Annotated in this window: 12 protein-coding genes; 8 read left to right on the forward strand and 4 right to left on the reverse strand. The window is 73.5% G+C overall.

From position 1 onward, the window contains the following. Positions 1–107: 107 nt before the first annotated feature. The 3 genes from ACZ6JT_RS07495 (at position 108) to ACZ6JT_RS07505 (ending at position 3,875) form a co-directional block, all read left to right on the forward strand. Positions 108–1,736: an FAD-binding oxidoreductase gene (locus tag ACZ6JT_RS07495; RefSeq protein ID WP_469208296.1), complete on the forward strand. Its 1,629-nt coding sequence runs from the start codon at positions 108–110 to the stop codon at positions 1,734–1,736. Then, positions 1,733–3,091, forward strand: coding sequence for an amino acid permease (locus tag ACZ6JT_RS07500; RefSeq protein WP_469208298.1), 1,359 nt, complete (start codon positions 1,733–1,735; stop codon positions 3,089–3,091). The genes ACZ6JT_RS07495 and ACZ6JT_RS07500 overlap by 4 nt, the downstream gene beginning before the upstream one ends. A gap of 64 nt (positions 3,092–3,155) precedes the next feature. Then, positions 3,156–3,875 carry a TetR/AcrR family transcriptional regulator gene (locus tag ACZ6JT_RS07505; protein ID WP_469208300.1) on the forward strand — a complete coding sequence of 240 codons (720 nt, stop codon included), beginning with the start codon at positions 3,156–3,158 and terminating at the stop codon, positions 3,873–3,875. 10 nt (positions 3,876–3,885) lie between these two features. On the opposite strand, the gene ACZ6JT_RS07510 is transcribed toward ACZ6JT_RS07505, so the two are convergent. The 3 genes from ACZ6JT_RS07510 to ACZ6JT_RS07520 form a co-directional block, all read right to left on the reverse strand. After that, the gene (locus ACZ6JT_RS07510) at positions 3,886–4,329 is read right to left on the reverse strand and encodes a VOC family protein (RefSeq protein WP_469208302.1); all 444 of its coding nucleotides are present in this window, start codon (positions 4,327–4,329) and stop codon (positions 3,886–3,888) included. Between the two features lie 83 nt (positions 4,330–4,412). Further along, positions 4,413–5,324, reverse strand: coding sequence for an SDR family oxidoreductase (locus ACZ6JT_RS07515; protein ID WP_469208304.1), 912 nt, complete (start codon positions 5,322–5,324; stop codon positions 4,413–4,415). Between the two features lies 1 nt (position 5,325). Continuing rightward, on the reverse strand, positions 5,326–6,090 hold the full coding sequence (locus ACZ6JT_RS07520; RefSeq protein ID WP_469208306.1) for an SDR family oxidoreductase: 765 nt from the start codon (positions 6,088–6,090) through the stop codon (positions 5,326–5,328). Between the two features lie 56 nt (positions 6,091–6,146). On the opposite strand from ACZ6JT_RS07520, the gene ACZ6JT_RS07525 reads away from it, so the two are divergent. The 5 genes from ACZ6JT_RS07525 to ACZ6JT_RS07545 are packed head-to-tail and all read left to right on the forward strand — an operon-like array spanning position 6,147 to position 10,543. Continuing rightward, positions 6,147–6,896: an enoyl-CoA hydratase family protein gene (locus ACZ6JT_RS07525; protein ID WP_469208308.1), complete on the forward strand. Its 750-nt coding sequence runs from the start codon at positions 6,147–6,149 to the stop codon at positions 6,894–6,896. Then, positions 6,893–7,747 carry a CoA transferase subunit A gene (locus tag ACZ6JT_RS07530; RefSeq protein ID WP_469208310.1) on the forward strand — a complete coding sequence of 285 codons (855 nt, stop codon included), beginning with the start codon at positions 6,893–6,895 and terminating at the stop codon, positions 7,745–7,747. The genes ACZ6JT_RS07525 and ACZ6JT_RS07530 overlap by 4 nt, the downstream gene beginning before the upstream one ends. Continuing rightward, positions 7,744–8,490, forward strand: coding sequence for a CoA-transferase subunit beta (locus ACZ6JT_RS07535; protein ID WP_469208313.1), 747 nt, complete (start codon positions 7,744–7,746; stop codon positions 8,488–8,490). Before ACZ6JT_RS07530 ends, ACZ6JT_RS07535 begins: the two co-directional genes overlap by 4 nt. A gap of 4 nt (positions 8,491–8,494) precedes the next feature. Beyond that, positions 8,495–9,577: an NAD(P)H-dependent flavin oxidoreductase gene (locus ACZ6JT_RS07540; protein ID WP_469208315.1), complete on the forward strand. Its 1,083-nt coding sequence runs from the start codon at positions 8,495–8,497 to the stop codon at positions 9,575–9,577. 30 nt (positions 9,578–9,607) lie between these two features. Next, entirely contained in the window at positions 9,608–10,543 is a 936-nt protein-coding gene (locus ACZ6JT_RS07545) for a tyrosine-protein phosphatase (protein ID WP_469208317.1), read from the forward strand. A 60-nt stretch (positions 10,544–10,603) separates the two neighbouring features. On the opposite strand, the gene ACZ6JT_RS07550 is transcribed toward ACZ6JT_RS07545, so the two are convergent. Continuing rightward, complete coding sequence (locus ACZ6JT_RS07550; RefSeq protein ID WP_469208319.1) at positions 10,604–12,298, reverse strand: DEAD/DEAH box helicase; 1,695 nt, start codon at positions 12,296–12,298, stop codon at positions 10,604–10,606. Positions 12,299–12,321: the final 23 nt, after the last annotated feature.

Genomic DNA, 12,321 nt, shown 5'->3' on the forward strand with positions numbered 1-12,321 from the left:
GCGCATCGAGCCCCCCGCTCCCCTCCGGGGCCCGGCCCCCGCCCAGCCCCGCCAGACCTCCATCGCACAGCCCCGTACCGCTCTCGCGCCACGCAAGGGAACCTGTCATGCCGCCTCTGGACCGCCGCGGATTCCTCGCCGCCTCGGCCGTCACCGCGGGCGCCGGGATCGCCGGCCCCCTCACCGCCACGGACGCTGCCGCCGCCCCCGCCCCCGCGGCGGCGGGCCCGAGGGTCCTGCCCTCCGACGCCCGCTACCCCTCCCTCCAGACGGGCATCAACCGCCGCTACGTGGCCCGGCCCGACCACGTCAAGCTGGTCCGCTCGGCCCGCGACGCCGAGAACGCGCTCCGCGAGGCGATGGCCGGCCGCAAGCGGGTCTCCGTCCGCTCCGGCGGCCACTGCCTGGCCGACTTCACCTGCAACCCGGAGGTGGAGGTCCTCCTCGACTTCTCCGAGATGACCGGCGTCGGATACGACGAGCGCCGCCGCGCCTTCTTCGTCGAGCCCGGCGCCCACCTCATGGCCGTCTACGAGGCCCTCTACAAGGGGTGGGGGGTCACCCTGCCCGGCGGGGTCTGCCACTCCGTCGGCGCCGGCGGCCACATCAGCGGCGGCGGCTACGGACTCCTCTCCCGCGACTTCGGCCTGGTCGTGGACCACCTGTACGCCGTCGAGGTGGTCGTCCCGGGCAGCGGCGGCCGCCCCCGCACGGTCGTGGCCACCCGCGAGGCCGGCGATCCGCACCGCGAGCTGTGGTGGGCCCACACCGGAGGCGGCGGCGGCAACTTCGGGCTGATCACCCGCTACTGGTTCCGCACCCCCGGCACCGCACACGCGCCCCCGGAGCGGCAGCTGCCCGCCCCGCCGGCCCGGCTGCACGCCTCGGCGATCGACCTGTCCTGGAGCGAGCTCACCGAGGACCGCTTCGTACGGCTCCTGCGGAACTACGGCACCTGGCACGAGCGCAACTCCGGCCCCGACTCGCCGGGCCGCCACCTGTCCACCCTCTTCAACGCCAACTCCCGCCGGTTCGGCTCCCTCGCCCACTACGCCCAGTCCTCCTCCCGGGCCACCCTCGACGCCTACCTGGCCGCCCTGCTGGACGGCACCGGTCTGACCCCGCGCCCCGTCGAGCGGCCCAGCGGCGAACTGGCGGCCATGCCGAACCTGTTCACACCCCGCGAGCTGCCCTGGCTGGACGCGGCCCGCATGGTCGGCTCGCCCAATCCGGTCTGGGCCAACCCGCTGGCCCGGGTCGGCCTCAAGTCCGCCTACCACCGGCGTGACTTCACCGAGCAGCAGCTGAAGGCGGCCTACCGGCACCTGTCGCGGACCGACAACCCGGACACCTCCATGGTCCTGCTCTCCTTCGGCGGCGCCATCAACGCGCGCGGCGAGGCGGACACCGCCGCCGCCCAGCGCGACTCCGTCTTCAAGGTCCTCTATCAGTCGATCTGGTCGGCCCCGCAGGACGACGAGAAGGAGACGGCCCGGCTGCGCGCCTTCTACGCCGACGTCTACGCCGGGACCGGCGGCGTCCCCGTGACCGGCGGCGGGACCGACGGCTGCTACATCAACTACCCGGACACCGACCTGGCCGACCCGGCGGTCAACACCTCCGGCGTCCCCTGGCACGAGCTCTTCTACAAGAAGAACTACGAGCGGCTGCGGGCGGTCAAACGCGCCTACGACCCGCACGACGTGTTCCGGCACAAGCTCTCGGTCGCGCCGTGACGACCAAGGACGCCGGGCAGGTGTTCCGCGGCCGCCACCTGACCATGATGGCCATGGGCGGCGCCGTCGGCACCGGTCTCTTCGTCGGTTCGGCGCAGACCATCCGGACCGCCGGCCCCGCCGCCCTCGTCAGCTACGCGCTGGCCGGGCTGCTGGTGCTGCTGGTCATGCGGATGCTCGGGGAGATGGTCGCCGCCCGCCCGATGGCCGGGTCCTTCGCCGACTACGCCCGCCTCGCCCTCGGCGACTGGGCGGGCTTCACGGTCGGCTGGCTCTACTGGTACGCCTTCGTGGCGATCGTGGCCGTCGAGGCGATCGCGGGCGGGCAGATCGTCCACGCCTGGCTGCCGCAGGTGCCGGCCTGGACCTGCAGCCTCCTCCTGCTCGGCGGGCTGACGGCGGTGAACCTGCGCTCCTCCCGGTCCTTCGGCAGCGCGGAGTTCTGGTTCGCGGTCGTCAAGATCGGCGCGATCCTCGCCTTCCTGGCCCTGGGGACCGCGTACCTGCTGGGCGGGGGCCCGGCCGGTCCGCCGCTGGGGAACCTCACGGCTTACGGGGGTTTCGCCCCGCACGGCTTCGGCGCGGTCCTCACCGCCACCGTCGGCGCCGTCTTCGCCTTCGGCGGTACCGAGATCGTGGCGGTCGCCGCCGCCGAGTGCCCCGACCCGGGCCGGGCCGTGGCCCGCGCCACCCGGCAGATCGTCTGGCGGATCCTGGTGTTCTTCCTCGGCTCGGTCCTGCTGGTGCTCGCGATCGTGCCGTGGCCGCAGATCGGCGGTGGCGAGAGCCCGTACGTGACGGCCCTGACCCGGATCGGGGTGCCCTTCGCCGGAACCGCCATGAGCGCGGTGATCCTGACCGCGCTGCTGTCGGTGCTGGGCTCCACGCTGTACGCCTCCTCGCGCATGCTGGCCACCCTCGCCGGGCACGGCGACGCGCCCCGGTGGGCGGCGGTGCCCCGGCGTGCGGTCCTGCTCGGGACCCTGGCGGGCGGCGGGGCCGTCGCGGCCCAGGCGGTCAGCCCCGGGCGGACCTTCCCGTTCCTGCTCAACTCGACCGGCGCGGTGCTGATCATCATGTACCTGGGGATCGCCGTCTCCCAGTTCGTGCTGCGGATCCGGACCGAGCGCACCGCCCCGGGCCTGCTGACGTTCCGCATGTGGGGCTTCCCGTACCTGACGCTGCTGGTCATCGCGGCCTTTGCGGCGATCCTGTGCTCGATGCTGTTCACCGCGCAGACCCGGCCCCAGCTGCTGATGAGCCTGGGCAGCCTCGCGGTGGTGCTGGTGGCGTGCGCCCTCACCAGAGGCCGCAGGAGGACCGCCGAGTTGCGGTTCGTCAACACGGTAAGGTAAGTAAACGGTGTTTGTACGGGGGTAGAAGACACTCTCGCCGTGTCCCTGAGGAGGAGCCCCCGCCATGCAGACCCTGTCGCGCCGTGAACGTCTTCGGATCGAGACCACCGCCGAGATCAAGGAGGTGGCGCTCGCCCTGCTCGCCTCCGGCGACGTCGCCGGGATCACCCTGCGCGGCATCGCACGCGAGATGGGCATGACCGCGGCGGCGCTGTACGGCTACTTCGACACCCGCGACGACCTGCTCGCCACCCTGGCGGCCGACACCTACAACCGGCTCGCCGACCAGCAGGAGCTGGCCCGCGACGCGCTCCCCGAGGAGGCGACCGCGGCCCGGCTCCTCGCGGTCGCGGACACCTTCCGGGAGTGGGCCCGGACCCGGCCGGCGGAGTTCCGCCTCACCTACGGGGACAGCTCCCCCGGGTACGCCCCGACGCACGACATCGTCGTGGCGGCCGCCCGCCGATGTTGCATGATCCTCCTCGGCCTGGTCGATGCCGCCTGGCCCACCGCTCCCGAGCAGCTCAAGCGGGCCGAGGCGCAGTGGAGCGACTTCGTCCCCTCCCTCGCCGCCCTCGCCCGCGAGTGCTTCCCCCACCTCCCGCCGCAGGCGCTGCTGGCCTCGCTGCGCGTGTGGGGCCGCATGTACGGTCCCGTCGCGCTGGAGGTCTACGGCCAGTTCGGCCCCGAGGCCAATCCCCGCGTGCTGTTCCAGGCGGAGATGGACTCGGCCCTGGAGATGCTCGGCCTGGAGCAGCCCGGGCCGGGCGGTGCCGGGGCCTGAGCCCGGCCCGTCATCCGTCCGCGCTGGGCGGGGCCGCGACGTTCAGCTGCCAGGAGACGCCGAAGCGGTCGTTGACCCAGCCGAACCGGTGGCTGAATCCGTACGAGCCGAGGGGCATCAGCTCCTGGCCCTGCTCGGCGAGCGCGCCGTAGAGGCGGTCGATCTCGGCCTCGTCCGCGCACTGGACGTACAGCGACACCGCGGGCGTGAAGCCGAACGCGTGCCTGGCCGGGCTGTCGATGCACATGAACTGCTGGCCGGCCAGGGAGAAGGTCGCGTGCCGCACGGTTCCCTCGGGCCCGGCCCCGGGTCCGGTCTCGTCGGGGCCGTAGCGGCTGACGGCGAGCACCTGCGCGTCGTCGAAGAGCGAGACGTAGAAGCCCATGGCTTCCTCGGCCCGCCCCTCGAACATCAGGAACGTGGTGATCTTCTGCGGGGTCGGCGTGACGGCCATCGTCGGTTCGTGTCCCTTCGGCTGGTGTCCCGGACCAGGAACCCTAGCCTCCGCCCCCGGTGCCGGGACCGGACCGGCTCCCGCTACCGCGCGCCGTACACCGGCGGCGGAGCCTGCGCCGCGGCGAGGAGTTTCAGCGTGGCCTCGCCCGCCTCGGCGGGGGTCCAGCGGGAGTCGCGGTCGGCCGTGGGGCCGGGCCGCCAGCCCTCCATGACCGTGATGCGGCCGCCCTCCGCCTCGAAGACCCGGCCCGTGACCCCGGCCGAGGCCTCCGAGCCCAGCCACACCACCAGCGGGGACACATTCTCCGGAGCCATCGCGTCGAAGGCGCCCTCCTCGGGGGCGGCCATGGTCTGCGCGAAGGTCTGCTCCGTCATCCGGGTCCGGGCCGCCGGGGCGATCGCGTTGACCTGAACCCCGTACCGGCCCATCTCCGCCGCCGCGACCGCGGTGAGGCCGAGGATGCCGGCCTTGGCCGCGCTGTAGTTGCCCTGGCCGACCGAGCCCAGCAGTCCGGCCCCCGAGGAGGTGTTGACCACCCGGGCCGCGACCTGCCGGCCGGCCTTCGCCTCCGCCCGCCACCACCGGGCCGCCGCCTTCAGCGGCAGGAAGTGCCCCTTCAGGTGGACGCGCACGACCGCGTCCCAGTCGTCCTCGTCCAGGTTGAGCAGCATCCGGTCCCGCAGGAACCCGGCGTTGTTGACCAGGGTGTCCAGCCGCCCGAACGCGCCGAGCGCCGTCTCCACGAGGGAGGTCGCGCCCCGGGAGGTCGCGATGTCCCCGCCGTGCGCCACCGCCTCCCCGCCGAGCGCCTCGATCTCGGCGACCACCCGCGCCGCCGGACCGTCCGGCCCGGGCAGCCCGTCCAGACCGACGCCCAGGTCGTTGACGACGACCCGCGCCCCCTCGGCCGCGAAGGCCAGCGCATGGGCCCGGCCCAGCCCCCGCCCCGCGCCCGTCACGATCACGACCCGGCCCTCGCACAGTCCCGCCATCTCAGCTCCCCTTGTTGACAGTTGCCGCATCCAGAAACGCCGGGCGCTCCCCGCCGCCGTGCACCAGCAGGCTCGCCCCGCTCACGTACGCCGCCCGGCCGGAGGCCAGGAACACCGCCGCCTCCCCCACGTCCGAGGGCTGGGCCAGCCGCCCGAGCGGGACGGTCGCGGACACGGCCGCGACCCCGGCCTCGTCCCCGTAGTGCAGGTGCGTCAGCTCGGTCCGCACCATGCCCAGGACCAGCGAGTTCACCCGTACCTCGGGCGCCCACTCCACGGCCATGGACCGGGCCAGGTTCTCCAGGCCCGCCTTCGCCGCCCCGTACGCCGCCGTCCCCGGTGAGGGCCGGGTGCCGCTGACGCTGCCGATCATCACCACCGAGCCGCGGGCCTCGCGCAGCCACGGGTACGCGGCGAGCGAGGCCGTCATGGGCGCCACCAGGTTCAGCTCGACGACCCGCGCGTGGCGTTCCGCCTCCCCCTCTCCCAGCAGCCGGTACGGGGTGCCGCCGGCGTTGTTGACCAGGCAGTCGAGGCGCCCGTACCGCCTGGCGACGGCGCCGAAGAAGTCCTGTACGGCGACGGGATTGCGCAGGTCGACGGCGCTGAAGGAGGCCTTCCGGCCGTCCGCCGAGACCGGTTCCTCCGGCGGCCGCCGGGCGCAGACGGCGACCTCCGCGCCGGCCGCGAGGAACGAGCGGGCGATCCCGGCTCCGACGCCCCGGGTTCCTCCGGTGACGACGACGACCCTCCCGTCGAGCTCCATGGGCTGCTACCTTCCTCACCTAACAAATGTTTGGTGGAAAGGTAGCTGATCCGCTCATGGGTGTCTCCACCTCCGGCCCGGACAAGGGCATCGCGCTCGTCACCGTCGACTTCCCGCCCGTCAACGCGCTGCCCGTGCGGGGCTGGTACGACCTCGCCGACGCCCTCCGCGCCGCCGGCCGCGACCCCGAGGTCCGGTGCGTCGTCCTCGCCGCCGAGGGCCGCGGCTTCAACGCCGGGGTCGACATCAAGGAGATGCAGCGCGACAGCGACCACGCCGCCCTCATCGGTGCCAACCGGGGCTGTTACGAGGCCTTCGCCGCCGTCTACGAGTGCGAGGTGCCGGTCGTCGCGGCCGTGAACGGGTTCTGCCTGGGCGGCGGAATCGGTCTCGTCGGCAACGCCGACGCGATCGTCGCCTCCGACGACGCCGTCTTCGGCCTGCCGGAGCTGGACCGGGGTGCGCTCGGCGCCGCCACCCACCTGGCCCGCCTGGTCCCGCAGCACCTGATGCGGGCCTTGTACTACACCTCGCGCACCGCCACCGCCGCCGAACTGCACGCGCACGGCTCGGTCTGGAAGGTGGTCCCGCCGGGCGCACTGCGCGCCGCCGCCGTGGAACTGGCCGCCGAGATCGCCCGGAAGGACGGCTACCTGATCCGGCTGGCCAAGGCGGCCATCAACGGCATCGACCCCGTGGACGTCCGCCGCAGCTACCGCTTCGAGCAGGGCTTCACCTTCGAGGCCAACCTCAGCGGAGTGGCCGACCGGGTCCGCGACACCTTCGGGAAGGGAGAGCGCTCATGACCGACAAGTCCATGACCCCCGAGGAGGTGGTCGGACAGCTGCGCAGCGGGATGACCCTCGGCATCGGCGGCTGGGGCTCCCGGCGCAAGCCCATGGCCCTGGTGCGGGCACTGCTCCGTTCCGAGATCACCGATCTCACCGTGATCTCGTACGGCGGCCCCGACGTCGGCCTGCTGGCCGCCGCCGGCCGCGTCCGCCGGCTCGTCGCCCCCTTCGCCACCCTCGACTCCATCCCCCTGGAGCCCCACTTCCGGGCCGCCCGCGAGCGTGCCGCCTTCGCCCTCACCGAGCTCGACGAGGCCATGTTCATGTGGGGCCTGCACGCCGCCGCCAACCGGCTCCCCTTCCTCCCCGTCCGCGCCGGCCTCGGCTCCGACGTGATGCGGGTCAACCCCGAGCTGCGCACGGTCACCTCCCCCTACGCCGACGGCGAGGAGCTCGTCGCCGTCCCCGCGCTGCGGATGGACGCCGCCCTGGTCCACCTGAACCGGGCCGACCGCCTCGGCAACGCCCAGTACCTGGGCCCGGACCCGTACTTCGACGACCTGTTCTGCGAGGCCGCCGACGCCGCCTACGTCTCCTGCGAGCAGCTCGTCGAGACCGCCGAGCTCGCCAAGGCCGGCCCCCCGCAGTCCCTGCTCGTCAGCCGCCACTCCGTCACCGGGGTCGTGGAGACCCCGAACGGCGCGCACTTCACCTCCTGCGTCCCCGACTACGGCCGCGACGAGCCCTTCCAGAAGCTCTACGCGACCACCCCCTGGCCCGAGTTCGCCGAGCGCTTCCTCTCCGGAGCGGGCGAGCACGACTACCAGTCCGCCGTCCGGACCTGGCACGAGGAGCAGCAGCCGTGACCACCACGCCCACCACCGCGACCGTCACCCGCGCCGAGTACTGCGTGATCGCCTGCGCCGAGGCCTGGCGCGACAACGGCGAGGTCCTCGCCAGCCCGATGGGCCTGATCCCCTCCTTCGGGGCCCGGCTCGCGAAACGGACCTTCTCCCCCGACCTGCTCCTGACCGACGGCGAGGCCCTGCTCGTCGGCCTCGACGGCACGGCCGAGGGCTGGCTCCCGTACCGGCGCCACCTGACCATGGTCACCGGCGGCAGGCGGCACGTGATGATGGGCGCCAGCCAGATCGACCGCTTCGGCAACCAGAACATCTCCTGCATCGGCGACTGGGAGCGGCCGGCCCGCCAGCTCCTCGGGGTGCGCGGCGCTCCCGTCAACACCCTCAACAATCCGGTGAGTTACTGGATCCCCAAGCACTCCCCCCGGGTCTTCGTCGCGCGCGTGGACATGGTCAGCGGGGTCGGCTACGACCGCGCCGAGGCGGCCGGGGTGACCCGCTTCCACCACCTCCCCCGGGTGGTCAGCGATCTCGGCGTCCTCGACTTCGGCGGCCCCGGCCACGCGATGCGGCTGGTCTCGGTGCACCCCGGGGTCACCGCCCGGGAGGTCAGGGCGGCCACCGGGTTCGAGCTGGCCGCCGCCGAGGAGGTCCCGTACACGCGGGAGCCGACGCCGGACGAGCTGCGGCTGATCCGCGAGGTGATCGACCCCGAGGGGCTGCGCGAGCGCGAAGTGCGGGGCTGATCCGATGGAGACGGCATTCACCAAGCTGGTCGGCGTCGAGCACCCGATCGTGCAGACCGGCATGGGCTGGGTCGCCGGCCCCCGCCTGGTGTCGGCCGCGGCGAACGCGGGGGCGCTGGGGATCCTGGCCTCGGCGACGATGACCACGGACCAGCTGCGGTCGGCGGTCCACGAGGTCAAGTCCCGCGTCCCGGAGGGAACTCCCTTCGGGGTCAACCTGCGCGCGGACGCCGGGGACGCGGCCGAGCGCGCCCAGCTGATCATCGACGAGGGGGTGCGGGTCGCCTCCTTCGCGCTCGCGCCCTCCAGGGAGCTGATCGGGCGGCTCAAGGAGGCGGGCGTGGTCGTCATCCCCTCGATCGGGGCCCGGCGGCACGCCGAGAAGGTCGCGGCCTGGGGCGCCGACGCGGTGATCGTCCAGGGCGGCGAGGGCGGCGGGCACACCGGGGACGTGGCCACGACCGTGCTGCTGCCCCAGGTGGTGGACGCCGTGGACATCCCGGTGGTCGCGGCGGGCGGCTTCTGCGACGGCCGCGGGCTGGTCGCGGCCCTGTCGTACGGGGCCGCGGGCATCGCCATGGGCACCCGGTTCCTGCTGACCTCGGACTCCACCGTCCCGGACGCCGTGAAGGCCGAGTACCTGAGGGCCACGGTCAAGGACGTCACCGTCACCACCGCCGTGGACGGGCTGCCGCACCGGATGCTGCGCACCGCGCTGGTCGACTCCCTGGAGCGGGCGGGCCGCACCCGGGCACTGGCCCGGGCGGTCCGGCACGCGGCCGGCTTCCGGAAGCTGTCGGGGCTGAGCTGGCCGCAGATGGTCCGCGACGGCCTCGCGATGAAACACGGCAAGGACCTCTCCTGGAGCCAGGTCCTGCTCGCCGCGAACACCCCCATGCTCCTCAAGGCGTCCATGGTCGAGGGCCGCACGGACCTCGGCGTCATGGCATCGGGTCAGGTCGCGGGGGTGATCGACGATCTCCCGTCCTGCGCGGAGCTCGTCTCCCGCGTCATGGCCGAAGCACAACAGGCACTGAAATCACTCGAAGCACTGCACTCGCTCCGCACCCTGCCACCACCAGGGTGATCCCCCTTCTCCGTCACAGGAGTCGCCTCCATGAGCCGTGCCCGAATCCGCCTGGCGACCGCGGCGGCCGCCGCCGCTCTCGCCATCGGGACCCTGCCCGCCGCCGCGTACGCGGCGGCGGCGCCCGGAGCCGGGGTCAGCGCCCGGCACCACCAGGTCCAGCCACAAGAAGAAACGATTCGTCAGATCCCCCTCCAGGGCGCCGTCAACGTCCGTGACCTCGGCGGCTACCGCACCTGGACCGGCGGCAAGGTCCGCCAGGGACTCGTCTACCGCTCCGACGCGCTGAGCAAGCTGACCGACGCCGACGTCACCACCGTCTCCGGTCTCGGCCTCACGAAGGTCGTCGATTTCCGCATTCCCATGGAGCTCCAGTACGACGGCGCCGACCGGCTGCCGTCCGGGCTCACCGCCACCTCGCGCCCGGTCAGCGACCTGGGCCTCTACGGAACCCTCGTCGGCGCGATCGCCAGCGGCGACCCCGCCACCCAGGAGCAGATGCTCGGCGGCGGCCGCGCCGAGGCCTACATGCGCGACATCTACCGGACGTTCGTGACCGGCCCCGAGAACCGGGCGCAGTTCGCGGCGACCCTGCGGGAGATCGCGGACGGCGGCCAGGGCCCGCTCCTCTACCACTGCACGTCCGGCAAGGACCGGACCGGCTGGATGAGTTACGTCCTGCTGCGCGCGCTGGCCGTCCCCGAGGACGCCGCCGAGCGCGACTACCTGGCGTCGAACACCTTCCGCGCCGCCTACGACGCCCGGCTGCGGGCGGGCCTCAAGCAGTCGGGTCGCATGCAGAACCCCGACCTGCTGATCCCGCTTCAGGAGGTCCGCCAGGACTATCTGGACGCGGCGACGGCGCGGATGGAGGCCGACTACGGCAGCTTCTACGGCTACCTGACCGAGGGCCTCGGCCTGGACCTGCGGACGCTGGCGAAGCTCCAGAACAGGATGGTCCGCTAGCGGACGGCACGACGCCGGGCCGTGCGAGAAGCACGGCCCGGCGTCGTGGTCACCTGTACGTCAGACCGCGCGGCGGCGGCCCTGCCCGCCCGATCCGACGCGGCTGCGCGCCGAGGCCGCGGCCGCACCGCCGGAGGCGGCGCCCCCACTGGTACGCCTGCCGCGCTCGCCGGAGCCGGCGGCCGCGCCGCCGCCCTGGCCGCCGCGCCGGGCCTGGCCCGTCCCGGAGGCCGCCGGAGCCTGCCCGGAAGCACCGCCACCGGAACGGCGGCCGCGACCGCCGGCCGCCGGCTGGGCTCCGCCCGTGGCGGAGCCGGTGCGCGGCCCGCCCGAACGGCGGCGCGAGCCGGAGCCCGAACCGGAGCCGGAGCCGGCGCCGTTGCGCGGCTTCGGCGGCGTCGGCTGCGGCACGTCCAGCACCACCGGGATGCCCGAGGGCTCCTTGGCGCCGGTCAGCCGGGACAGCTCCTCGTCGGAGGACTTGATCTGCGCGGTGCGCGGGGAGATCCCGGCGTCCGACATCAGACGGGTCATCTCCCGCTTCTGGTCGGGCAGCACCAGGGTGACCACGCTGCCGGACTCGCCGGCACGGGCGGTACGGCCGCCGCGGTGCAGGTAGTCCTTGTGGTCGGTGGGGGGGTCCACGTTGACGACGAGGTCGAGGTCGTCGATGTGGATGCCGCGCGCGGCGACGTTCGTCGCCACCAGCGCGGTGACCTCGCCCGTCTTGAACCAGTCCAGGGTGCGGTTGCGCTGCGGCTGGGAGCGGCCGCCGTGCAGGCCGGAGGCGCGGACGCCGTCCGCGAGGAGCTTCTTGACCATGCGGTCGACCCCGCGCTTGGTGTCCACGAACATGATCACCCGGCCGTCGCGAGCGGCTATACGCGTCGCCACGGCCTTCTTGTCGGTCTCGTCCATGACGTACAGGACGTGGTGCTCCATCGTGCTGACCGCGCCGGCGGACGGGTCGACGGAGAAGGCGACCGGGTCGTGCAGGAACATCTTGACGAGCTTGTCGATGTTCTTGTCGAGCGTGGCCGAGAAGAGCATGGTCTGGCCCTCGGGCCGCACCTGCTTGAGCAGCGCGGTGACCTGCGGCATGAAGCCCATGTCGGTCATCTGGTCGGCCTCGTCGAGCACGGTGATGCCCACCTGCGAGAGGTCGGCGTCACCGCGGTCGATCAGGTCCTTCAGACGGCCGGGGGTGGCGACGAGCACCTCGGCGCCGCGGCGCAGGGCGCCGGACTGCCGGTTGATCGACATGCCGCCGACGACGGTCGCGATGCGCAGGTTGACGGCCGTGGCGTAGGGGGCCAGGGCGTCGGTGACCTGCTGCGCGAGCTCACGGGTCGGTACGAGGACCAGCGCGAGCGGCTGCTTCGGCTGCGCGCGGTGGCCGGCGGTACGGGCCAGCAGCGCCAGGCCGAAGGCCAGGGTCTTGCCGGAGCCGGTGCGGCCGCGGCCGAGCAGGTCACGGGCGGCGAGCGAGTTGGGCAGCGTCGCGGCCTGGATCGGGAACGGCTCGGTGACGCCCTGGGCGGCGAGGGTCTTCAGCAGCGCCTCGGGCATGTCCAGGTCCTCGAACGCGGCGACCGGCGGGAGCGCCGGGGTCAGCGGTTCGGGCATGGTGAATTCCTGGGGCCTGGCAACGGGGGCGGACTTCTGCCGTCCCGCACCAGCCTTCGGACGTCCCTGGGCCGCGCCTCGGCCCCGGGTGGGGCGGCGGCTGGGTCGTGCGGAGCTGGAGCTGGTCATGCGGAAATGCCCTCCTGAAACCG

Source organism: Streptomyces sp. NPDC046308, assembly GCF_055588065.1.